Origin of the sequence: Lawsonella clevelandensis, assembly GCF_001293125.1 — a bacterium.
In the GTDB taxonomy this organism is placed as follows: domain Bacteria; phylum Actinomycetota; class Actinomycetes; order Mycobacteriales; family Mycobacteriaceae; genus Lawsonella; species Lawsonella clevelandensis.
Window position 1 is genome coordinate 286,745 of sequence record NZ_CP009312.1, and the last position, 22,193, is coordinate 308,937.

General features: G+C 57.2%; 18 protein-coding genes and 2 tRNA genes. 4 read left to right on the forward strand and 16 right to left on the reverse strand.

Features of this window, described 5'->3' with window-relative positions; genetic code table 11:
• On the reverse strand, positions 1–1,116 hold the full coding sequence (locus IY73_RS01305; protein ID WP_053961477.1) for a D-alanine--D-alanine ligase family protein: 1,116 nt from the start codon (positions 1,114–1,116) through the stop codon (positions 1–3).
• A gap of 246 nt (positions 1,117–1,362) precedes the next feature.
• Here IY73_RS01305 and IY73_RS01310 point away from each other — a divergent pair, with 246 nt between their 5' ends.
• Positions 1,363–2,391 carry an NUDIX hydrolase gene (locus tag IY73_RS01310; protein ID WP_158408663.1) on the forward strand — a complete coding sequence of 343 codons (1,029 nt, stop codon included), beginning with the start codon at positions 1,363–1,365 and terminating at the stop codon, positions 2,389–2,391.
• Positions 2,392–2,518: 127 nt separating this feature from the next.
• Here IY73_RS01310 and IY73_RS01315 read toward each other — a convergent pair whose 3' ends face one another.
• The 3 genes from IY73_RS01315 to leuC form a co-directional block, all read right to left on the reverse strand.
• Entirely contained in the window at positions 2,519–2,962 is a 444-nt protein-coding gene (locus tag IY73_RS01315; RefSeq protein ID WP_053961479.1) for an HU family DNA-binding protein, read from the reverse strand.
• 269 nt (positions 2,963–3,231) lie between these two features.
• Positions 3,232–3,819 (reverse strand): 3-isopropylmalate dehydratase small subunit, encoded by a 588-nt coding sequence (gene leuD, locus IY73_RS01320; RefSeq protein WP_053961480.1) that lies wholly within the window; start codon positions 3,817–3,819, stop codon positions 3,232–3,234.
• A 29-nt stretch (positions 3,820–3,848) separates the two neighbouring features.
• Complete coding sequence (gene leuC / locus IY73_RS01325; protein ID WP_053978712.1) at positions 3,849–5,291, reverse strand: 3-isopropylmalate dehydratase large subunit; 1,443 nt, start codon at positions 5,289–5,291, stop codon at positions 3,849–3,851.
• Between the two features lie 221 nt (positions 5,292–5,512).
• Here leuC and IY73_RS01330 point away from each other — a divergent pair, with 221 nt between their 5' ends.
• Positions 5,513–6,214, forward strand: coding sequence for an IclR family transcriptional regulator (locus IY73_RS01330; RefSeq protein WP_053961482.1), 702 nt, complete (start codon positions 5,513–5,515; stop codon positions 6,212–6,214).
• Between the two features lie 57 nt (positions 6,215–6,271).
• On the opposite strand, the gene IY73_RS01335 is transcribed toward IY73_RS01330, so the two are convergent.
• The 4 genes from IY73_RS01335 to gltX all read right to left on the reverse strand — a co-directional run bounded on the left by IY73_RS01335 (position 6,272) and on the right by gltX (position 8,555).
• On the reverse strand, positions 6,272–6,478 hold the full coding sequence (locus IY73_RS01335; RefSeq protein WP_053961483.1) for a cold-shock protein: 207 nt from the start codon (positions 6,476–6,478) through the stop codon (positions 6,272–6,274).
• Between the two features lie 250 nt (positions 6,479–6,728).
• Positions 6,729–6,801, reverse strand: a tRNA-Glu gene (locus tag IY73_RS01340).
• A 105-nt stretch (positions 6,802–6,906) separates the two neighbouring features.
• Positions 6,907–6,978, reverse strand: a tRNA-Gln gene (locus IY73_RS01345).
• Positions 6,979–7,049: 71 nt separating this feature from the next.
• Complete coding sequence (gene gltX / locus IY73_RS01350) at positions 7,050–8,555, reverse strand: glutamate--tRNA ligase (protein ID WP_053961484.1); 1,506 nt, start codon at positions 8,553–8,555, stop codon at positions 7,050–7,052.
• A gap of 84 nt (positions 8,556–8,639) precedes the next feature.
• On the opposite strand from gltX, the gene IY73_RS01355 reads away from it, so the two are divergent.
• On the forward strand, positions 8,640–9,830 hold the full coding sequence (locus IY73_RS01355) for an isochorismate synthase (protein ID WP_053961485.1): 1,191 nt from the start codon (positions 8,640–8,642) through the stop codon (positions 9,828–9,830).
• Here the strand turns inward: IY73_RS01355 and IY73_RS01360 are convergent.
• The 6 genes from IY73_RS01360 to IY73_RS01385 all read right to left on the reverse strand — a co-directional run bounded on the left by IY73_RS01360 (position 9,827) and on the right by IY73_RS01385 (position 17,093).
• Positions 9,827–10,624: a fumarylacetoacetate hydrolase family protein gene (locus IY73_RS01360; protein WP_053961486.1), complete on the reverse strand. Its 798-nt coding sequence runs from the start codon at positions 10,622–10,624 to the stop codon at positions 9,827–9,829. The genes IY73_RS01355 and IY73_RS01360 overlap by 4 nt on opposite strands.
• 113 nt (positions 10,625–10,737) lie before the next feature.
• Positions 10,738–11,754: a 3-isopropylmalate dehydrogenase gene (locus IY73_RS01365; protein ID WP_053962634.1), complete on the reverse strand. Its 1,017-nt coding sequence runs from the start codon at positions 11,752–11,754 to the stop codon at positions 10,738–10,740.
• Between the two features lie 8 nt (positions 11,755–11,762).
• The gene (serA, locus tag IY73_RS01370) at positions 11,763–13,358 is read right to left on the reverse strand and encodes a phosphoglycerate dehydrogenase (RefSeq protein ID WP_053962635.1); all 1,596 of its coding nucleotides are present in this window, start codon (positions 13,356–13,358) and stop codon (positions 11,763–11,765) included.
• A gap of 255 nt (positions 13,359–13,613) precedes the next feature.
• The gene (gene ilvC / locus IY73_RS01375) at positions 13,614–14,627 is read right to left on the reverse strand and encodes a ketol-acid reductoisomerase (protein ID WP_053961487.1); all 1,014 of its coding nucleotides are present in this window, start codon (positions 14,625–14,627) and stop codon (positions 13,614–13,616) included.
• 97 nt (positions 14,628–14,724) lie between these two features.
• On the reverse strand, positions 14,725–15,228 hold the full coding sequence (gene ilvN, locus IY73_RS01380) for an acetolactate synthase small subunit (protein ID WP_053961488.1): 504 nt from the start codon (positions 15,226–15,228) through the stop codon (positions 14,725–14,727).
• Positions 15,229–15,230: 2 nt separating this feature from the next.
• The gene (locus tag IY73_RS01385; RefSeq protein WP_390175764.1) at positions 15,231–17,093 is read right to left on the reverse strand and encodes an acetolactate synthase large subunit; all 1,863 of its coding nucleotides are present in this window, start codon (positions 17,091–17,093) and stop codon (positions 15,231–15,233) included.
• Positions 17,094–17,493: 400 nt separating this feature from the next.
• On the opposite strand from IY73_RS01385, the gene ilvD reads away from it, so the two are divergent.
• Positions 17,494–19,338, forward strand: coding sequence for a dihydroxy-acid dehydratase (gene ilvD / locus IY73_RS01390; RefSeq protein ID WP_053961489.1), 1,845 nt, complete (start codon positions 17,494–17,496; stop codon positions 19,336–19,338).
• Between the two features lie 108 nt (positions 19,339–19,446).
• On the opposite strand, the gene IY73_RS01395 is transcribed toward ilvD, so the two are convergent.
• Both IY73_RS01395 and gatB read right to left on the reverse strand, forming a co-directional pair.
• Positions 19,447–20,553, reverse strand: a complete 1,107-nt coding sequence (locus IY73_RS01395) for a DoxX family protein (protein WP_053961490.1) — start codon at positions 20,551–20,553, stop codon at positions 19,447–19,449.
• Positions 20,554–20,644: 91 nt separating this feature from the next.
• The gene (gene gatB / locus IY73_RS01400) at positions 20,645–22,153 is read right to left on the reverse strand and encodes an Asp-tRNA(Asn)/Glu-tRNA(Gln) amidotransferase subunit GatB (protein ID WP_053961491.1); all 1,509 of its coding nucleotides are present in this window, start codon (positions 22,151–22,153) and stop codon (positions 20,645–20,647) included.
• Positions 22,154–22,193: the final 40 nt, after the last annotated feature.

The following is a 22,193-nucleotide window of genomic DNA, read 5'->3' on the forward strand; positions in this document are numbered from 1 at the left end:
CTAGGACTGATGGCGGGAGAGTTCGGTATCGATGAGGGTAGCGATAAGGTCGGGGTAGCTCAGTCCGCTATCCGCCCACATCTTGGGGTACATGGAGATGGACGTGAAGCCTGGGAAGGTGTTGATTTCGTTAATGACGGGCCCTTCGGCGGTGATAAAGAAATCGACACGGGCGAGGCCTTTGCCGTCAATTGCACGGAAGGCTTGGCACGCTAGTTCCCGAACACGATCGGATGTTTCTGCTGGTACCTGTGCCGGCAGATCGACGTCAATGACGTCGTCTAAGTACTTCGTGTCGAAGTCGTAGAAGTCACTGTCTTCCGGGTCACCGTCGTCAGCTGTAGAGGGGGCAGCGTCGGGAATTCTGATCTCCGCAATGTGGGAGGCGACAACCTCTCCGGTGGGAAGTTCCAGTACCCCGCATTCCACTTCACGACCTTTAATAGCGGCTTCGACAATGACCTTACTGTCGCAGTCCCGTGCCGCAACCACTGCTGCCGAAAAGTCATCCCAGTCCGAGACCTTACTAATGCCAATCGAGGAACCGCCACGGGCGGGCTTGACGAAGACTGGCAGTCCGAGAAGCTCCTGCTGTGCGGAACTGAGGTTATCGGTGCCAGGACGCATCACTACCTGAGTGCCGATGGGAAGACCAGCATTGCCCAGTACGACTTTGGTGAATTCCTTATCCATTGAGTTAGCGGAGGCGGCCACTCCACACCCCACATAGGGGACACCTGCTAGCTCAAATAGTCCTTGAATAGTGCCGTCTTCCCCATTTGGTCCATGAAGGACGGGGAGAATGACGTCAACTGTGGCGACTGTCTGGCCAGCATGGTCACCGGCTGTAAACACGATAGTTCCGGAACGTTGAGGGTCGAGCAGTAATGCCACTTCTTGGCCAGGGCATGGTTCCACTGTGGGGAGCTCGCGTCCATGCTGGGAGAGCTTGTCGAGGTCCCCATCACCGAGATACCACCCACCATCCTTGGTAATACCAATGGGAATGATGGTGTACTGCTTCATTTGCTGCATGATACTGGCGGCAGAGATACAGGAGATGGAGTGTTCGGGGCTATTTCCCCCGTAGATAACAGCAACAGTGGTGGTAGTCATGCCATAAAAATTACCCAATCCTTCCGCTTAATACCTACTGATCAGTGGCGACTACAGCAGCATCTGGTGGTATTCCCTGCGAAACGAGTGATGGTTACGTGAATGAGTGCTGATGTTCGCTCAGAGTGGACTAGTGATAGAGCCGGGTAGCGCCCTAAAATATGTCTGTCTAGCGAAAGGTTTTTTATGCATTCTGCTCCTGCCTCATGGACTCCCACGGGTCAGTCCTCTCCCCTGGCTGGTTTGGTGTCCTCACACACCGCGCTGTCCTCTACTGCTGGTGATCCCCACACGGGTGCACTGCTGGCGGACAACCAGGGATCGGCACGGAAGTGGTTTGTGTACCGTATCGACGCTCGTCAGTCCCCTGATAACCATGTACTTGCAGCAGGCGGTGTGGTGTGGCGGCGGTCGAAGTCAGGTGAACTGGAGGTACTTCTCGAGCACCGGAAACGCTATAACGACTGGTCCATTCCGAAGGGCAAGATTGATCCGGGCGAGTCGCTGGTGATGGCAGCGATCCGGGAGATTGTTGAGGAGACAGGTTTTCACGTTCGGTTGGGCAAGTTTCTGAAGCGTGTCCAGTATCCCCTTTCTGGGAATCGAGAAAAAGTGGTGTTTTATTGGTCTGCTGAGGTTATTGGTGGCAAGTTCCGTGCCAATAGCGAGGTTGACCGTATTGCCTGGTTGTCTGTCCCAGAGGCGGAAGAAAAGATTCAGTATGAGTCTGATCGAAAGGTACTGCAGCGTTTCCTGAAGACTGATGTCGCTTGGCATCCCGTCATTCTTGTCCGCCATGGTCGTGCGGGAGAGTGTAGCCCTGGTGCAGCAGATGTGCTGCGACCATTGGACGCAGTAGGACGTCAGCAGGCTGTGACGTTAGCCGAAGCCGCTAGTGCCTATGGGGTGACAGAGCTCTATACTGCTGATCGTGTTCGTTGCGAACAGACGATGCTTCCCACCTCGCAGCTCCTTAATCTCCCTCTGAAGGTGGAGCGGACTCTCTCAGAGGAGGCTGCTCTTATCCACCCTGACGACACTGTCGACTTTTGGCTGGAGATGTGTGAGCGGGCTGCTCGCGGCAAAATACCGATGGTGTGCTCGCAGGGAGGGGTGATTCCCACTCTTCTCGAGGGGATGGAGACGACTGGCGGCATCGCTTTGGATTCACGCGTGTGTAAGTGCAAGAAGGGCGGTATGTGGGTCATTTTTGTGGATGACCACGGTATTGCGAAGGCGGCGGATTATCTGCCGAGCCCACTTGCTGTGCGCTAGCATTTTAGTTATATGACCAGTTGATTGTTCGCAAAATGACAAGCGGGAACCCCGCGTGTCCCTTGGCATACGCCAGAACCGCAGGGTGCCCGTGCGATTTATCTCAGGTCGACGGGGTGCGAAGTCTTTACTTCTTGGACTTCTTCTTCTTGCCCTTCTTGGCCTTCTTGCCGGATTTCTCGGCTTTGGCGCTCTTCTTCGAGACCTTCTTTTCCTTCTTCAACGTGTCAGCGTTCGATTCAAACGTGTTAGTCGCCACCCGCTTTACCGAGATACCAGTCTCGGGAAGCTTGGCCTCACCTTTGACGACAGCACGGAAGTACTGGCCGGGACGGAACATCGGCACCTGGGTGGGTGCTACCGGCACAGCTTCACCGGTGTGGGGGTTGCGGGCGACACGGGCCGCCCGCTCGCGACGTTCGAACGTTCCGAATCCCATGATGGTGACGGACTCATTGCGTTCAACACTTCGCACAATGATGTCGAGAATGTTCTCAAGTGCACTGGTAGCTGCGTGTTGGTCGATGTCCATGCGGCGTGACAGTTCCGCCACAATATCGGCTTTATTCATTGCTCCTCCAAGTGTTCCTCGGAGAGCCCGGTCTATCAGCGGAGACGGTGCCAGAGGGCCTATATCCAGTGAAGCGGGCTGGCCTCAGTAACAACAGTTGTGCTCTCCTCTGATGAGGGAGTGCGTGAAACGTACGTCCTCACGGAGGAAAACCAGTTGTGGCTCTCCCAGGAGAGTAACAACTGGTGCACCCCACAGCTTCTAAGAACTAGGGGTCCCTTTCAAAATATAGCCGAAAATCGTTAGCTTAAGGGGCAATTGCCGATGAATTATCGCGTAGTCGGCTTGTAACTGGGTCGGGCCGCCTCAAAAGCCGCGATTTTGTCCTCTTGACGAAGGGTAAGACCGATATCGTCAAGGCCTTCCATCAGCCGCCACCGAGTGTAGTCATCAAGGTCGAAAGGTACCACCAGGTCATCGGCAGTGACCGTGCGATCCTCAAGGCTCACCGTTACGTCCATACCGGGGTGAGCTTCCATGACACCCCAGAGCTTTTCAATATCTTCTTGGGCGACCAAGCCAGCTACTAGGCCGGCTTTGGAGGCGTTACCGCGGAAGATATCGGCGAAGCGAGAGGAGAGTACCACGCGGAAGCCATAGTCCATGAGCGCCCACACAGCGTGCTCACGGGAGGATCCGGTACCGAAGTCCGGGCCTGCGACAAGAACACTGCCCTGTCGGTATGGCTCTTGGTTGAGGATGAAGCTGTTGTCGTTGCGCCACGCGGCGAAGAGTCCATCTTCAAAGCCGGAGCGGGTAACGCGCTTAAGGAAAACTGCAGGGATAATTTGGTCGGTGTCGACGTTCGAGCGACGTAGCGGGACGCCAACGCCAGTGTGAGAGATGAACGGTTCCATGTTCTTTGTCCCTTCGTGGAGTTGACGGGTTACTGGACGGGGTCGAGATCGGTAGGGGCTGCGAGGGCGCCACGTACTGCGGAGGCAGCAGCAACTCCCGGGCTGACTAGATGGGTTCGGGACCCCTTACCTTGGCGGCCTTCAAAATTACGATTGGAGGTGGAGGCGGACCGATCCCCTGCTGCCATGGTGTCGGGGTTCATTCCCAGACACATGGAGCAGCCCGGGTTGCGCCATTCAGCCCCAGCGACGAGGAAGATCTTGTCCAGTCCTTCTTCTTCAGCTTGCTGCTTGACGAGGCCGGAACCGGGCACAACAAGCATGCGCACGCCATCGGCCACTTTGCGACCTTTCAGCACGTCAGCTGCCGCACGCAGGTCTTCGATACGACCATTCGTACACGATCCGACAAACACAGTGTTGATGGCGATGTCGCGCATCGGGGTGCCAGCTTCCAAATCCATGTATTTGAGGGCTTTTTCGCAGGCCAGTTTCAAGGACTCATCATCGAAATCGTCTGGGCTAGGAACAACACCGGAGAGCTCCACGCCTTGTCCAGGGTTAGTACCCCAGGTGACGAAGGGCTCGATGTCCTCGCCCTTCAAAACGACGTCCTTGTCAAAGGTGGCGTCTTCATCTGTACGCAGCTCTTTCCAAGCGGCAACAGCCTTATCCCATTCTTCACCTTTAGGAGCGTGGGGACGTCCCTTCAGATAGTTAAAGGTGGTCTCATCGGGCGCCACCATGCCTGCACGGGCACCGGCTTCGATGCTCATGTTGCAGATGGTCATGCGGTTTTCCATGGAGAGCTTTTCGATGGCGGGGCCACGGTATTCGATGACGTGTCCCTGCCCGCCGGCGGTACCGATCTTCGCGATGATGGCGAGAATAATATCTTTTGCGGTCACTCCAGGCTGTAGTTCACCAGTGACGGTGACCGACATGGTCTTGAAGGGCTGCAAGGGCAGGGTCTGAGTGGCCATGACGTGCTCTACTTCAGAGGTGCCAATACCAAAGGCCAAGGCACCGAACGCCCCGTGGGTGGAGGTGTGGGAGTCACCGCAGACGACGGTCATACCCGGCTGAGTGAGCCCCAGTTGTGGGCCGATGACATGGACAACGCCCTGGTACAGGTTACCCATGGGGTAAAGGCGAACGCCGAACTCTTCACAGTTTTTGTGGAGAGCTTCCAACTGAGTGCGAGAGGTTGGGTCGGCGATGATGCCGTTAACCATGGGGGTGGTGGGAACGTTGTGGTCCTCGGTGGCGACGGTAAGGTCGGGACGCCGCAGCTGCCGTCCAGCCAGACGAAGGCCATCGAATGCCTGCGGGCTGGTCACTTCGTGAAGCAGGTGCAGATCGATGTAGATGAGGTCCGGCTGGCGAGCTTCACCTTCTCCCTCTCCAGGAACGACGACGTGCTGTTCCCACACCTTTTCGGCGAGGGTCTTAGGGCCGTGTGAAGTGGTCACGTTGCTCCCTTCTGTAACACCAAGTGTTACGGCGGACGGTGATGGAGGGCAGATAATCCAGGGGCTAGCGTTAAGTACAGTGCTTGCGTGTCAACTATCTTGATGCAGTTACCCACGTTTCCACTTTGACGATGCAGGTGCGAACGTGTTTTTCTAGAATGAAATTAGGTTATCCTAAAAAAGTATTTGCATCTCACAAGATGGGATGATACACTCAGAATATGGGAAAGTCAAGCGGAATCGGCGTCCTCGACAAGACGATGCTCATCCTCACCACAGTGGCAGAAGAACCCTGCTCCCTCAATGAATTATGTGAGCGATCAGGCCTTCCTCGCGCCACCGCCCACCGTCTTTCGGTAGGCATGGAGCTCCATCGCCTACTCAGCCGTGATGCCTCCGGCCTGTGGCGACCTGGCCCAGCACTCGCTGAATTGGCGACAAAATCGACTGATGCCCTCCTCGATGCGGCACACTTGGTCCTCCCCCGCTTGCGAGATATCACCGGCGAATCTGTCCAGCTCTACCGCATCGAAAACGGCCAGCGCGTCTGTATCGCAACATCTGAACCACCTACCGGACTACGCGACAGCGTGCCCGTCGGTGCACATCTGCCACTCTACGTAGGCGCCTCCTCGAAGGTACTCGTTGCCTGGGCAGATTCCAGCATCCAACGGTCAGTGTTAGCAGAGGGTGAGATTACTGACACGCAGCTCCGCGATACCCGCCGACGCGGCTGGGCGCAGAGCGTTGGAGAACGCGAACCCGGTGTCGCAAGTGTTTCAGTGCCGGTGCGAGATGCCCGTGGGGCAGTCGTCGCCGCAGTTGCTGTGTCCGGACCAATCGACCGAATCGCTAAACGCCCCGCAAATATGTGGGCAGCAGACCTCAAAACCGCGTCAAGCGTCATTACCAAGCGGCTTTAACAACTCAACAGATAAGAGGAGAGCGCACCTACCCGGTGCGCTCTCCTCTTATACCTATTAACGGAGTGTATGAACTCCAATTGCTTGTGGGCCGCGGCGCCCCTCCCCCACTTCATACTCCACCCGCTGGTGTTCTTCCAACGTAAGGAAGCCCTCCCCCTCAATCTCCGAATAATGGACGAAGACGTCAGCGCCATTGTCATCGGGAGTAATAAAGCCGTAGCCTTTTTCTGAATTGAACCACTTAACGATACCCGTTGCCATGGCGTGTCCTTTCTTTCTCCCCGATTACAAGCAAGCTAGCGGAGAGTCCTCAACGGGATGGAGTTATCCCGTTCCTCTCCACTATAACGAGAACCCTAACAAGGATGCTTCTACTTCCGCACCCTCACGTTACTTGAGAGATTGTTCGTTCCACGTTTTCCACACTGCACACCTGATTACTGATACCTCTCCGCCGAAGCATCCCGAACATCAAAAAACTCCCCGACCGGGGTCGGGGAGTTTTGCGTTGTACCCCCAACGGGATTTGAACCCGTGTTACCGGCGTGAGAGGCCGGCGTCCTAGGCCGCTAGACGATAGGGGCATAACCACTTAGTGAACTAGGCGGTGATAGAAGCGTAACGTATCGCTTCCCATTTTCCAAAACTGTTGTCAGCTCTGAGTTTCTACACTCTTATGGAGTGAAGAGCTGGCCTACCAGGACTCGAACCTAGAATGGCTGAACCAGAATCAGCTGTGTTGCCAATTACACCATAGGCCACTGGGGTCTCACGACCGCCTTAGAAAGGTTACCACTCCACCCCGTGTTAACACCAAATCGAGATGTTAACCCTAGTTTTCCAGTGGAACAGGCTGGTAGCTCAGCGCTGTAGTAAGCCGTTCCACCGTCACCGTACGGCCCAGCATCTCCATCGACTCGAAGAGCGGCGGGGAGATGTGGGTGCCAGTAACGGCCACTCGCACTGGGGTAAACGCCTTGCGTGGTTTCAGCTTCATCTTCTCGATGAGTTCTTGCTTGAGAGCATTCTCAATGGCGGGGGTTGTCCACTCGTCATCAGAGATCGCTTCGAGAGCAGCCAGCGCAGCACGCAGCACCGGCTTGGCATCCTCTTTGAGGTTCTTACGGCCCGACTTCTCGTCAATGGCAAATGCCTCACCGCAGTAGAGGAAGTCAAGCAAATCCCACGCATCGCTCAGCACAACAATACGGGTCTGAACAAGTTCAGCTGCCAGGCTAAAAATATCCTCATCGAGGTCGGCAGGGAGGGTCGTCCCCGTCTTCGAAGGAAACTCCTGCATATAGGCGAGCAGGCGCGCCCGGAAATCAGCCGGCTCAAGCATACGGATGTGCTCAGCGTTAATAGCATCTGCCTTCTTCTGATCGAAGTGTGCAGGTGCCGAGTTCACGTTGACCACATCGAAGTTCTCGATGAGCTCCGCAATCGTAAAGACGTCGCGATCAGCAGCGAGGCTCCATCCCAACAGCGCTAGGTAATTGAGCAGGCCTTCTGGAAGGAAACCACGATCCCGGTGAATGAAAAGGTTAGATTCCGGATCACGCTTGGAAAGCTTCTTGTTTCCAGTTCCCATGACGAAGGGGAGATGGGCGAACTGCGGGATCTGCTTCGCCACACCGATCCGCATAAGTGCTTCATAGAGGGCAATTTGGCGCGGAGTAGACGGCAGCAGGTCCTCGCCACGCAGTACATGGGTGATGCCCATAAGGGCGTCGTCGACCGGGTTCACCAAGGTGTAGAGCGGGGACCCATCCGAACGAGCAATGACGTAGTCCGGCACGAACTGTGCCTTGAACTCAGTGTAGCCGCGCACCATATCGTCCCAGCCCAGGTCTTTGTCAGGCATGCGAAGGCGGATAACCGGCTTACGCCCTTCTGCGCGGTAGGCGGCTTTTTGCCCCTCGGTAAGATCGCGATCATAATTGTCGTAGCCCAACTTGGGGTCTTCACCCTTAGCGATGTGGCGGGCCTCAACCTCTTCGTTAGTGGAGAAGGCCTCGTAGGCCTCGCCGGCGTCCAGCAGCTGCTGGACCACCTTGCGGTAGATATCACCGCGCAAGGACTGCCGGTAAGGCTCGTGCGGGCCGCCTACTTTGGGGCCTTCATCCCAGTTGAGACCAAGCCACTCGAGAGAATCGGTAATAGCCTGATAGCTCTCTTCAGAATCACGTTGCGCGTCGGTGTCCTCAATACGGAAGATGAGCTTGCCGCCAGTATGCCGAGCGTAGGCCCAGTTAAAGAGGGCGGTACGAACCATGCCCACGTGGGGGATGCCAGTGGGGGACGGGCTAAAACGAACGCGAACGTCTTGTGTAGTCATAGTTTAAGGCTAGTAGCTTTCACGAGTAGGCTGGAGGACGGCACTACAACAGAGCGCCTTTCATTCTTATTGTAGGAGGTGGAGATGGAGCCTGAAAATCCCTCGCAGCAGTGGCAACACCATCTCCATTCTCGTCCGCGAACTGCTCCTGATTTTCTGCTCTCCCGTGCTACTGGTTCTGTACGAACACAGGGTGTGAAAGAAACCTTCTCTTCAGTCGCCGCAGCACGAGAGGCACTGGCGAGTGGGCGCGCGGAAATGATTGTCGGCGCACTTCCCTTCACGCCGGGAGCCTCTGCCGCTCTCATCTCCCCCCTCCATATCATTCGGTCCGATGCGCCGCTAGAACCACCTGCATTTTTCCGCGTGCAGCAGATGCGTGCTCGCATTACCGCCTTCTCCCCTACGGCGAGTGAACACCGCCGGCGTGTGCAGCGAGCAGTGGAGGCGATTCGGGATGGAGTCGCCGACAAGATTGTGCTAGCTCGTGCTGTGAACGTAAGTGCAGACGAGGGTCTGGATCCGCAGCTTATAGCTGCCCGGCTACTCGATGGCAGCCCACGGCAGGAAGCCTACTTGGCAGACCTCTCCCCTGCAGGGGCAGACTATGCGGGACATTGGCTGGTCGGTTCATCTCCCGAATTGCTGGTAAGCCGCCGGGGGAACCGGATTAGCTCGCATCCACTCGCCGGTTCGCTGGCCCGCCACTCGGATCGTCAATTGGATGCGCAAGCTGCGCGCGCTTTGCGCACCTCCGCGAAAGACATTGCTGAGCACCGCTACGTCACGCTAGCGTTGGATGAGGCTCTCCGCCCTCTATGTAGCAACCTTGATGTTCCCGACACTCCCAGCTTGACCTCTACCAAAGAGATGTGGCACCTGGGGACACACATTACGGGCACCTTGGCGGAGACAGCTCAGTATGGCTCTACTGATGTCAGTTCTCTTCCCACAGCACTTGATTTGGCGGAGCTTCTCCACCCCACCCCAGCGGTAGGTGGTTGGCCTCGCCAAGAGGCTCTCACATTCATTTCCGATTCGGGCGAAGACCGGCGTTTCTATGCGGGAACCGTGGGCTGGTGCGATGCTGAGGGGGATGGCGACTGGGTTGTCGCCATCCGCTGTGCAGAACTCGATCTAGCGCACAATTCCGCCACTGCCTGGGCTGGTGGCGGAATTGTGGTTGACTCTCGCCCCTCGGACGAAGTGCAGGAGACCCGCGATAAGTTGCGGACGATCCTGCGCGCCCTCGGGATTATGGACGACGACGCTTAGGCGTTAACAACAGGGTTAGACAACGTGCCGATGCCGTCGATCGACACCGTGACGGTATCGCCCGCAACAAGAGGACCAATGCCTGCCGGGGTGCCAGTGAGGATAACGTCCCCCGGGAGTAGCGTCATGACGCTACTGATGAATTCGATGATTTCTGAAACAGTGTGGACTACTGCGGCCGTGTTTTCATCCTGCCGAACTTCACTACTGCCGTCAGCATGTGTCACCTCGACCAGAATGTCCTGGTCGGATGGATCGAGCTGAGTTTCGATCCACGGTCCAAGAGGGCAGAACGTGTCGTAGCTCTTTGCGCGAGTCCACTGCCCCTCAGCTGCTTGTATGTCGCGGGCAGTGACATCATTAGCGATGGTATAGCCCAGAATCACTCGTCGTGCGTCCATGGCATCGACATTGCGGCACGGTTGATTGATGATAATGGCGAGCTCGCCCTCATGGTCAACGCGTTGGCTTGCTGCGGGACGCCGAATCGGAACATCCGGGCCAATAATGGTGGTAGGAGGCTTAATGAAGATAACGGGTTCATCCGAGGTTTGGCTGCCGAGTTCTTTGGCATGGTCGATGTAGTTCTTTCCGACAGCCACAATCTTCGTGGGGAAAATGGGAGCCAACAGGCGTACCTCGGAGAGGGGGAAACTCTTCTCGGTGAACACAGGCTGGCCGTCCCAGGGGAGTTCATCAACCTGACGGAGAGTGCATGCGGTAGGGTCACTGGGGTCTCCCTCAACAACGCCGAAGGAAACACCGTCAGGGGTGGCAAAACGAGCAATACGCATAGTTGGAGGATACTCCTTGCGATAGGGTACTGCCCGGTAGGCGCTCCTTGGAGTTAATGTCCAAGAGTTCTACCGGGCAGTGTGTGCTGGTATAGCAGTTGTGAGGTGTCGCCTTATTGGAGTGCGGCGACGATGCGATCTCCTACCGCAGAGGTGGAGATGGGACCATCACCACGGTGTGCGACATCCTCTTCGACAACCTGCATAATGCGAGTGGCTTCCTCGTCGTAGCCAAGATGCTCCAGCAGCATGGCAGCGGAGATAATGGCCGCAGTCGGATCAGCCAAGCCCTTTCCGGCGATATCCGGCGCGGAGCCGTGGACTGGTTCGAACATAGAGGGGTTGGTGCGAGTGGCATCAATATTGCCGCTTGCAGCCAGACCGATTCCACCCATCACTGCGCCAGCAAGGTCAGTGATGATGTCACCAAAGAGGTTATCGGTAACGATGACGTCGAAACGACCAGGATCAGTCACCATGTAGATGGTGCATGCATCAATGTGGCAGTAGTCGGTGGTGACCTCAGGGTACTCGACGGACACCTCGTCAACTGTACGCTTCCACAGAGAACCGGCATTCGTGAGGACATTCATTTTGTGGACGAGGGTGAGGCGCTTGTTTCGCTTCATAGCGCGTTCGAAAGCATCCCGGACCACACGTTCGACCCCAAAACGGGTATTGAGAGAGGTCTCAGTAGCTACTTCGGCGGGGGTTCCCACGCGGATGGCACCGCCGTCACCGCAGTAGAGCCCCTCAGTTCCCTCGCGGACAACCACGAAGTCGAGAGCCGGGTTGCCAGCCAGCGGCGACTCTACCCCGGCATACAGTTTGGCCGGACGTAGGTTGACGAAGTGGTCCAATGCGAAGCGGAGCTTCAGGAGCAGTCCACGTTCGAGCACACCAGGGGCGACACGTGCGGGGTCACCGATGGCGCCCAGCAAAATGGCATCCTGCTGGCGGATGCTCTCGACGGTCTCGTCGGAGAGAATCTCACCGGTTTCCAGGTAATGGTCTGCCCCAAGTGCGTAGTCGGTGACCTCAATATTCGGGACGACCGTGTGGAGAACTTTGAGGGCTTCCGCGGTGACCTCGGGTCCAATACCGTCCCCGCCGATTACTGCGAGATTGATGCTTTTGCTCACGCCAGGTTCACCTGCTCTGCGCGGGTTGCTCCAATAGAGGCGCTGATGCTGTCCATTTCCTCTTCCGTGAGCGCACGGTCAAGACGCAGCAACGCAGTGGCTCCAGCACCCTTTGCATCGGGGCTGAGAGCGCAAGAGATGATGTCCACACCTGCATTCCCCAGTGCAGTAGCGAAGAGACCGAGGGAGCCCGGGCGGTCTTCGTAGGAGAGCACCAGGTTGTGACCTTCGGCGCGCATATCGAAACTACGTCCGTTGATACCGATAATCTTCTGGACCTTCTCAAGGCCGGTGAGGGCACCCGACACGGAGTTGACGGCGCCTTCGGCAGTGACGGCACGGACCTCCACCACGGAGCGGTGAGTGAGAGCTTCCGTCTGCGTATCCACCTCAACGGAAACTCCACGTTGCTCAGCGAGCTGTGGGGCGTTGACGAAAGTGACGGCTTCCGTCGTGGCTGCTGCGAAGAGGCCACGCAGGGCGGAGAGACCCAGGATACCGACGGATTCTGCAGAAAGTTCGCCAGAAACGACAACCTGCAGGGCAGTGACGGGTTCCTGAGAGACGACGCCAGCGAGCAGACCAAGTTTGCGGACGAGTTCCAGCCAGGGTGAAACTTCCTCGTTGACAGGGCCACCGGAGACATTAACAGCATCCGGGACGAATTCACCTGCAAGTGCTAGTAGCACGGACTTGGCGACATCAACGCCTGCGCGATCCTGTGCTTCTGCAGTGGAGGCACCCAGGTGCGGGGTGAGCACGATATTCTCGGCATCCAGCAGCGGGTTATCGGTTGGGGGTTCCTTGGAGTAGACGTCAGTAGCAGCAGCCCGTACCTTACCGGAAGCGAGGGCGGCAGCAAGGTCTTCTTCCACAATGAGACCGCCGCGGGCAGCGTTGACAATAATCACACCGTCCTTGCACTTGGCAAGCTGTTCAGCGTTGATGAGGCCGGCAGTCTCTGGGGTCTTCGGCAGGTGGATAGAAATGATGTCGGCGCGGGAGAGCAGCTCGTCCAGGCTCACCAGTTCGACACCGAGCTGAGCAGCGCGGGCAGCGGGAAGGTAGGGGTCGTAGGCAACAACGGTGGTATCAAATGCCTTCATCCGCTGTGCGTAGAGCTGACCGATGTGGCCCAGACCAATCACACCGATGGTCTTCTGGAAGATTTCGGTACCGCTGAAGCTGGAGCGCTTCCATTCGTGGTTGCGGAGAGTTTGATGGGCAGCCGGGATCTGGCGGGCAGCAGACATGGTGAGGGCCACTGCGTGTTCGGCGGCAGAGTGGATGTTGGAGGTGGGGGCATTGACGACCATGACGCCACGAGCGGTGGCAGCGGGAATATCAACATTGTCGAGACCGACGCCGGCACGGCCGACGATCTTCAGCTTTTCAGCAACGGCAAGTGCTTCCGCGTCGATGGTGGTGGCAGAGCGCACCAGCACGGCGTCTGCTTCGGGGAGAGCTGCAAGCAGTTCGGGACGGTTCGGACCATCGACCCAGCGGATTTCTACACCATCACCCAGTGCATCTACGGTCGATTGAGCAAGTTTGTCGGCAATCAGCACGACGGGACGAGCATGTTGGCTCACGGGATTCTCCATTTTTTGTGAAGTTACTTCTGGCACGACCGCGCCAGAAACTCGATGCACCGCTGTGTCACTCACAGCGGAGGTGAGGGCATTGTAGAAGCTCTGGGGAGCGGCTTTTCCTACGACCTCACAGCCTGGCTGTGCACAAGGGATGCAGGAATTATTCTAATAGGGAAAGGCAGATATAGAAATGAGCACCCTGTTCCTACCAGAGGGTAGTGAACAGGGTGCTCATTAGCGTTCTATCGCTTGGGTTTAGGCGGTTTCGGTGATCTCGCGCTTGACCCAGCTCATCATGTCACGCAGGTCTGCACCGACAGACTCAATCTGGTGAGCCTTGACCTGTGCACGCAGATCTTCAAGCTCCTTGTTGCCGTTCTCAACGTTGGCAACGAGGCGCTTCACGAAGGTGCCGTCCTGGATCTCCTTGAGGACCTGGCGCATGGCTTCACGAGAAGCGTCGCCAACAACACGCGGGCCAGAGAGGTAGCCACCGAATTCTGCGGTGTCAGAGATGGAGTAGTTCATGTTGGCGATACCACCTTCGTAGATGAGGTCAACAATGAGCTTCATCTCGTGGAGGCACTCAAAGTAGGCCATCTCGGGGGCGTAACCGGCCTCAACGAGGGTCTCGAAGCCCATCATAATGAGTTCTTCGAGGCCACCGCAGAGCACAGCCTGCTCACCGAACAGGTCGGTTTCGGTCTCCTCACGGAAGGTGGTCTTGATAACGCCGGCACGGGTACCGCCGATGCCCTTGGCATAGGACAGGGCAAGGGCCTGACCTTCACCGGTGGGATCCTGATCCACGGCGATGAGGCACGGCACGCCGTGGCCCTCCACGAACTGGCGGCGGACGAGGTGGCCCGGGCCCTTGGGGGCACACATGGCGACGGTAACGAACTCGGGAACCTCAATGAGTTTAAAGTGGATGTTCAGACCATGCGCGAAGAAGAGGGCGTCGCCTTCCTGGAGGTTCGGCTTGATGTCTTCGTTGAAGATCTTGGCCTGAGAGGTGTCAGGGGCGAGCATCATGATGGTGTCGGCCCACTCAGCAGCCTCGGCATTGGTCATAACCTTGAGACCCTGCTCCTCTGCCTTAGCAGCGGACTTGGATCCCTCGCGAAGACCAATAACAACCTCAACGCCGGAGTCACGCAGGCTCAGTGCGTGAGCGTGACCCTGCGAACCGTAACCAATGATTGCGACCTTGCGGCCCTGGATGATGGACAGGTCAGCGTCATCACAGTAGAAAGTTTCGACTGCCATGGATGGAGTCTCCTTTTGCGGTGTATTCATATGGAGTCGTACGAGCTATTCAGCCGCACGTTTCGTTGATAAGTGTAGCGGTTCTAGGAAGTCACAGTTAGCGGGTAGCCGTCATAGACTTCGGGCCGCGGCCCAGAGCGATCGTGCCAGACTGCACAATCTCCCGAATTCCGAAGGCGTCAAGCACGCGCAGTAGGGCATCGAGCTTGTCGCGGGTGCCAGTGGCTTCCAGGGTCACAGACTCAGGGGCCACGTCAATCACCTTTGCACGGAACAGCTCCGCTGTCTGCACAACTTGGATGCGGTTGTTAGCGTCGCAGCGAACCTTGATAAGGATGATTTCCCGGGACACGGAGGTCTCGGAATCCTGTTCGACAATCTTCAAAACGTTAATGAGCTTGTTGAGCTGCTTCGTCACCTGTTCAAGGGGAAGTTTGTCGACTGCCGTGACGATGGTCATGCGGGACACGCCCTCGACCTCCGTCGGACCGACAGCAAGAGAACGAATGTTGAAACCACGGCGGGCAAAAAGGCCAGCAACGCGGGTGAGCACGCCAGGCTTGTCTTCCACCAAAATGCTCAGGGTATGCGTAGTAGTCATGGTTAGATGGTTTCCCTTCCGACCTGGTCTTCGTCAACGAGCGGGTACATGCCCTTGACCATCATGATTTCGCTGTTGCTGGTTCCGGCGGGCACCATTGGCCACACCTGGGCGTCCTTGGCAACGACGAATTCGATGACGACCGGGCGGTCGTTAATCTCACGTGCCTTCTCGATGGTAGGGATAATGTCCTCTTCGTTTTCCACCCGGAACGCAGCACAACCAAGGGCTTCTGCCAGCATGACGAAGTCCGGGATACGGCGAGTGTGAGTTTCCAGAACAGTCTGCGAGTAGCGCTCTCCATAGAAGAGGGTCTGCCATTGGCGCACCATACCGAGGTTGCCATTATTGATGAGGGCGACCTTGATGGGAAGGTCACTCAGCGCACAGGTAGCCAGCTCCTGGTTGGTCATCTGGAAGCAACCGTCACCGTCAACGGCCCAGACTTCCTTATCCGGATTACCTGCCTTGGCACCCATAGCAGAGGGGATGGCGTAACCCATAGTTCCCAAACCGCCCGAGTTCAGCCAGGTGCGAGGGTTTTCAAAGTCGATGAGCTGGGCGGACCACATTTGGTGCTGGCCCACACCAGAGACATAGATAGCCTCCGGACCAACCACATCAGAGAGGGTCTCGATGACGTGCTGGGGCGACAAGTGGCCTTCCTCGTCGAGTGCTTCCTCGTACTTCACGGTGTACCGGTCCCGTAGTCCGTCGAGGTACTCAACCCACGCGCTAATGTCTCCCGCGATCTCTTCTGCGGGATCGGCTTTCATCGTCTCGATGAGTTCGATAATGACCTCACGCACATCCCCAACGATGGGAACGTCAACATCAATGTTCTTGCCGATTTCGGCAGGATCAATGTCAGCGTGGATGATCTGCGCGTCTGGGGCGAAAAACTCGAGGTTTCCGGTAACGCGGTCATCGAAGCGCGTGCCAAGAGCGATGATGAGGTCAGTCTTTTGCAGAGAAGCGACCGCGGGGACGGCACCGTGCATACCGGCCATACCGTAGTTGAGCGGATGGCTCTTCGGGAAGGCATCGAGGCTCATCAGGGTGCAAGCCACCGGAATACCAGTGAGGTTAACGAGGTCGAGGAGTTCCTTGGACGCATTCGCACTGATGATGCCGCCACCCACCAAGAACACGGGCTTCTTGGCTTTGGCGATAAGTCGCGCAGCTTCACGAACCTGCTTGCCGTGCGGCTTGGTGACGGGGTGGTAGCCCGGCAGGTCGATAGCGGGCGGCCAGGAGAAGGTGGTCTGCTGGTTCATGGCGGACTTGGTGATGTCCACCAGCACCGGACCAGGGCGCCCGGTCTGGGCGATGTAGAAGGCTTCTGCGAGCACCTGTGGGATGAGGGCGGCATCCTTTACCAGGAAGTTGTGCTTCGTTACGGGGATAGTAATGCCGGAGATATCAGCCTCTTGGAAAGCATCCGTACCGATGAAGGCTTCACCCACCTGGCCAGTGATAGCGACCATGGGGATGGAGTCCATTTGTGCATCGGCGAGGGCGGTCACCAGGTTAGTGGCGGCAGGGCCAGAGGTCACCATGCACACACCGACGCGGCCGGTGGAGCGGGCGTAACCTTCGGCGGCATGTCCGGCGCCCTGTTCGTGACGCACCAGGATGTGGTTGATAAAGGTGCTGTCGTATAGCGGATCATATACTGGGAGAATTGCGCCACCCGGGAGACCGAATACAGTATCTGCGCCAAGTTCCTCAAGAGAGCGGATGACCGATTTAGCACCGGTGCACTTCTCCGGTTCCACAACACGGTTACTGCTGGTTGCGTGGGCTGCTTCAGCAGGAGTGGGGATGGTCCCATGCCCCGGCTGACGAGCTTCTGTTGCGCTCACATCAGTTCCTTCAGGTGACATGCAGACGGCGGGTTTCCATCTGCGGGGGGTGATAGTAAAAAACCCTCGACAGCGTAACTGTGCGAGGGGCGTTTAGCTTCTTCCTGGATCCGGCAGCATCAACCGGGTCTAGCGTAAACGCCGACCGCGAATGTGTACAGATACTAGAAGGTGAAGCATGTTCTTTATGTTAGGCTGCAAATCCCATATGGTCAAACATTGTGGCCACTCTTTGGGATTGAACGCTCACGTTATGATGGTTCTGTGTTAGTGGCACAATAGAGGTACATCACTTCAGTGCTGCCTCACAATAATGGACACAAGGTACGAGTGCGAGAGCTGTGTGAGGTCTGCCCACTACACTCCTCCCCTCTCCTCACTCCTGTAGAAAGGCTGGCCAATGCCTCAGCTCCGATCTGCTCAATCGACACGCGGACGTAATGCCGCGGGAGCGCGCGCCCTCTGGCGTGCCACTGGCGTCAAAGACTCCGATTTCGGTAAACCGATCATCGCCATCGCCAACTCCTACACGGACTTCGTACCGGGACACGTCCACCTCAAATATGTGGGCGACATCGTCAAGAAGGCCATTGAAGAAGCTGGCGGTATCGCAAAAGAATTCAACACCATTGCCGTCGATGACGGTATTGCCATGGGCCACGACGGCATGCTCTATTCCTTGCCTAGCCGTGAGATCATCGCAGACTCTGTGGAGTATATGTGTAATGCCCATACTGCTGATGCCATCGTCTGCATTTCCAACTGTGACAAGATCACCCCGGGCATGCTGAATGCCGCACTTCGCCTCAACATTCCTGCAGTTTTTGTCTCTGGTGGCCCCATGGAAGCCGGTGGTGCAGTAGTCGTCGATGGTGTTGCGCATAAAGGCTCCGACCTCATTACCGCCATCTCTGCGAGCGCTTCTGACAACACTGATGACGACGCCCTCCTGACTGTGGAACAGTCCGCATGTCCCACCTGCGGGTCGTGCTCCGGCATGTTCACAGCGAACTCCATGAACTGCCTCACTGAAGCGCTCGGCCTTTCCCTCCCCGGCAATGGCTCCACGCTGGCCACCCAGGTTGCTCGAAAAGGTCTCTTCGAACGGGCCGGCTCCCTGGTGGTCGAGCTGGCAAAGCGATACTACCAGGGCAGTGACGAGTCCGTCCTCCCCCGCTCTATCGCCACACGTGAAGCATTCTGCAATGCTATGACACTCGATATCGCTATGGGAGGATCGACGAATACTGTCCTTCACATTTTGGCGGCTGCACAGGAAGGTGGGGTGGACTTCACCCTTGCCGATATTGATGCAATCTCGCGGCGCGTACCCTGCCTGTCAAAGGTGGCCCCTAACTCCGACTACTACATGGAGGACTTCCACCGGGCGGGAGGTATCCCCGCCCTGCTGGGTGAGCTGAACCGCGCCGGGTTGCTCAACACGAATGTCCACTCCGTCCATTCCGCCAACTTCAACGACTATTTGGCCGAGTGGGATGTGCGTGGTGGAGCCGCTTCTGACGCCGCCATTGAGCTTTTCCACGCTGCACCGGGTGGCGTCCGAACCACTCAACCTTTCTCCACTGCTAATCGCTGGGAGAGCTTGGACCTCGACGCCAAAAATGGCTGCATTCGCGATGTCGCACACGCCTACACCAAAGAGGGCGGCCTCTGCGTGCTGCGAGGGAATATCGCTCGAGATGGTGCCATCCTAAAGACTGCTGGTATCACCGAAGACCAATTCCACTTCGAAGGCCCCGCCCGCGTAGTGGAAAGCCAAGAAGAGGCAGTCTCCGCCATCTTGACCAAGACTCTGCAGCCTGGTGAAGTTCTGTTCGTCAACTATGAAGGCCCTTCTGGCGGTCCAGGCATGCAGGAAATGCTACACCCCACTGCTTTCATCAAAGGCGTTGGCCTGGGTAAGAAGTGCGCATTGGTCACCGACGGCCGCTTCTCTGGCGGTTCCTCTGGACTATCCATCGGTCACGTCTCCCCCGAGGCAGCCCATGGTGGTGCTATCGGCCTGGTGCGTGACGGAGACCCCATCTACATCGATGTGTCGGAGCGCAAGATCGAACTCAACGTGAGTGACGAAGAACTTGACAAACGTCGTGCCGAAGAAAATGCTCGTGAGCATCCGTGGACTCCGCATAAGGACCGTCCGCGGGCCGTCTCTAAGGCATTGCGCGCATATGCCAAGATGGCTGCATCCGCAGACCGCGGCGGTGTGCGTGATATCGACTAAACCCCGCTATTGACGATAGAGCAGTGCCCCCCCCCGTTATCGGTGGGGGCACTGCTCTATTTCGCCCATCTTTAAGAATGGACAACGTTCTCAGCAGGACAAGCTCTCTCAGAAGGGGAAACCTTGGGTGTTGAGAACTGCCCACATCACAGGTGCGGAGATAACACCCACTAGTAGCCAGACAAGTGCTCCCCACTTGGGGCGGGTCGCCCATCCCCAGCGGCCATCGACAGACCATCGACCGGCACCAGCCAGAATGACGGTTGCTGCCATCACAGCGATAAGGGTGATGATCTCGTAAGGGCCCTTTTGGATAGATAGGAATGCAGTGTTGCCGAGTGCCAACTGGGTGAGCGTAGCCATGCCCATCACTCCCAACAGTGCGGACGCACCCGCAGGAACAAAAAGTCCCAATGCCACAATGATGCCGCCCACCAGCTCTGTGACACCCGCACCGATAGCGAGAAGCTCCGTGTAGTTGGTGAAGCCAATAGAGTGCAGGAGCTGCTCGGTGCTAGCGATAGACCCACCGAAAAGACCAAAGAGCTTATCTGCACCATGCAATGCCATGATGACGCCGAGCGTCACACGCAGCAGGAAAAGGCCAAAGTCGATAGTGCCACGGTCGGGCCGCGGAGCAACGTCCTCGTCGTCGTAGTCAAGCTCGTCCTCCTCACTATTGTCCGAAGCGGTGGCAGCCACCACTGGGGCCGGCGCCAACACTGCCGTCTCGGTTACATCGGGGTAGGTTGGCTCGACTGGCGCTGCGTAAAAGTTCTCTTCTGCCGCCGGGACGGGTGTGATGACCGTTGTCTCCCCTTCCGCCATGTCGCTGAAAGCAATTGGTTGTTCGGCGACCGGGATGGGCGTATCCCAGTCAGAAGCTTCAGTAGTATCGGGAACATCAGCCTCCAGCTGTACCCCCTCCGCTTCCCAGACAGGTTCATCGTTCAACACAGGCTGATCATCCTGCACAGAGTTTTCGATCTGTGTCAACTCACCTTCTGCAGGCTCATCATCAGAGGACACCCCCGCTGGGTTTCCCCCCGCGAGGTCTTCTTGTTCTGCCGCCGAGATGGTGTCAACATCCGCTAGTAGATCCTCCATAAGGAGATCGTCTTCGGTGACGGGTTCGATGCGCTCGGGGACGGCTCGTCGCGGCGGCAAAGTGGGCTCAGGCTCGTTGGTGGATACGGGGTTTACGTCTTCGCTCATGCGTCAAGAATATCGGCTAATTCTGTGAAAATGCAGGACATCCCGGGTGAGTCGCTGAGGGGGACGGCCCGGGATGTCCTGCTAAAGAATTTTACGAGCAGATCTCAATGACGATCTCACGCACGCGCGCAGCATCTGCTTGCCCACGCGTCGCCTTCATCACTGCACCGATGATGGCGCCTGCTGCCTGTACCTTTCCATCGCGGATCTTATCTGCTACATCAGGCTGAGCGGCCAGGGCCTCTTCCACTGCAGTCCGTAGTGCAGAGTCATCGGAGACAACTGCCAGCCCGCGCTTCTCGACGATATCGGCGGGGTCTCCCTCTCCATCGAGAACCCCATCGACAACCTGCCGGGCAAGCTTATTGGTGAGCTTCCCTTCCGACACCATACTGATGACCTCAGCCACCTGTCGGGGAATAATCGGGAGCGCTTCCAGCTCCACACCGCGATTATTGGCCTGCTGAGTCAGATAAGACACCCACCAGTTACGTGCCTCTGCGGAGGGTGCACCTGCCTCGACGGTATCAGCGACGAGATCTATTGCTCCGGTGTTGACGAGATCGCGCAACTCTTCGTCAGAAAGCTTCCACTCTTCCTGGAGACGGGCTCGCCGTACCCAGGGAAGTTCTGGCAGCGTAGCGCGGATCTCTTCAACCCGCTCACGAGATACAACAACCGGAGCAAGATCTGGGTCGTTGAAGTAGCGGTAATCGGCAGATGTCTCTTTGGGCCGTCCCGCCGCGGTGGTACCCGTGGTCTCGAGGAAGTGACGCGTCTCGAGCCTGATCTCTCCGCCTTCCTCAAGAACAGCGGCCTGCCGGCACATCTCGTAGCGCACCGCGGTCTCGATGGATTTGAGGGTGTTGACATTCTTGGTTTCGGTACGAGTACCGTACTCGGTCGTCCCCACGGGGCGGAGCGAAAGGTTGACGTCGGCACGCATTGAACCCTGCGCCATATTGACGTCGGAGACTTTGAGGGAACGAATAACATCGCGGAGCGCCGTCACGTAGGCACGGGCAACTTCTGGGGCCCGCTCCCCCGCTCCTTCAATCGGCTTCGTCACGATTTCGATGAGTGGGACACCTGCACGGTTGATGTCGAGGAGCGAGTGGGTAGCGCCGTTGATGCGACCAGTTTCGCCACCTATGTGAGTGAGTTTTCCCGTGTCCTCCTCCATGTGGGCGCGCTCGATGTCAACACGGAAGGGAGTGCCATCTGCAAGCTCGAATTCCAGGTAACCATCGAAGGCGATGGGTTCGTCGTACTGGCTGATCTGGTAGTTCTTCGGCTGGTCGGGGTAGAAATAGTTCTTCCGGGCGAAACGTGAATAGGGAGCAATTTTGCAGTTGAGGGCCAGGCCGATCTTAATGGCCCAATCGACTGCTTGCTGGTTGACGACAGGCAGTGCGCCCGGTAGCCCCATGCAGGTGGGGCTGACATGGGTATTGGGTTCTGCACCGAACGCAGTGGGGCTATTACAGAACATCTTGGTCTCTGTAGAGAGTTCTACGTGGACTTCCAATCCCATGACGGGATCGTACTTCGCAATTACCTCGTCGAAGTCGAGGATGTCATCTACACGGGCGCTAGTCATGCTTTCCAGTTTAGGTGAGGGGGACGGTTATTGCAGTATC

Excerpts from the sequence above, each read along its gene's own strand:
- IY73_RS01305 (WP_053961477.1), bottom strand. The coding sequence starts at position 1,116 with ATGACTACCACCACTGTTGCTGTTATCTACGGGGGAAATAGCCCCGAA.
- IY73_RS01315 (WP_053961479.1), bottom strand. The coding sequence starts at position 2,962 with ATGAATAAAGCCGATATTGTGGCGGAACTGTCACGCCGCATGGACATC.
- leuD (WP_053961480.1), bottom strand. The coding sequence starts at position 3,819 with ATGGAACCGTTCATCTCTCACACTGGCGTTGGCGTCCCGCTACGTCGC.
- IY73_RS01330 (WP_053961482.1), top strand. The coding sequence starts at position 5,513 with ATGGGAAAGTCAAGCGGAATCGGCGTCCTCGACAAGACGATGCTCATC.
- IY73_RS01335 (WP_053961483.1), bottom strand. The coding sequence starts at position 6,478 with ATGGCAACGGGTATCGTTAAGTGGTTCAATTCAGAAAAAGGCTACGGC.
- gltX (WP_053961484.1), bottom strand. The coding sequence starts at position 8,555 with ATGACTACACAAGACGTTCGCGTTCGTTTTAGCCCGTCCCCCACTGGC.
- IY73_RS01355 (WP_053961485.1), top strand. The coding sequence starts at position 8,640 with ATGGAGCCTGAAAATCCCTCGCAGCAGTGGCAACACCATCTCCATTCT.
- IY73_RS01360 (WP_053961486.1), bottom strand. The coding sequence starts at position 10,624 with ATGCGTATTGCTCGTTTTGCCACCCCTGACGGTGTTTCCTTCGGCGTT.
- ilvC (WP_053961487.1), bottom strand. The coding sequence starts at position 14,627 with ATGGCAGTCGAAACTTTCTACTGTGATGACGCTGACCTGTCCATCATC.
- ilvN (WP_053961488.1), bottom strand. The coding sequence starts at position 15,228 with ATGACTACTACGCATACCCTGAGCATTTTGGTGGAAGACAAGCCTGGC.
- ilvD (WP_053961489.1), top strand. The coding sequence starts at position 17,494 with ATGCCTCAGCTCCGATCTGCTCAATCGACACGCGGACGTAATGCCGCG.
- IY73_RS01395 (WP_053961490.1), bottom strand. The coding sequence starts at position 20,553 with ATGAGCGAAGACGTAAACCCCGTATCCACCAACGAGCCTGAGCCCACT.
- gatB (WP_053961491.1), bottom strand. The coding sequence starts at position 22,153 with ATGACTAGCGCCCGTGTAGATGACATCCTCGACTTCGACGAGGTAATT.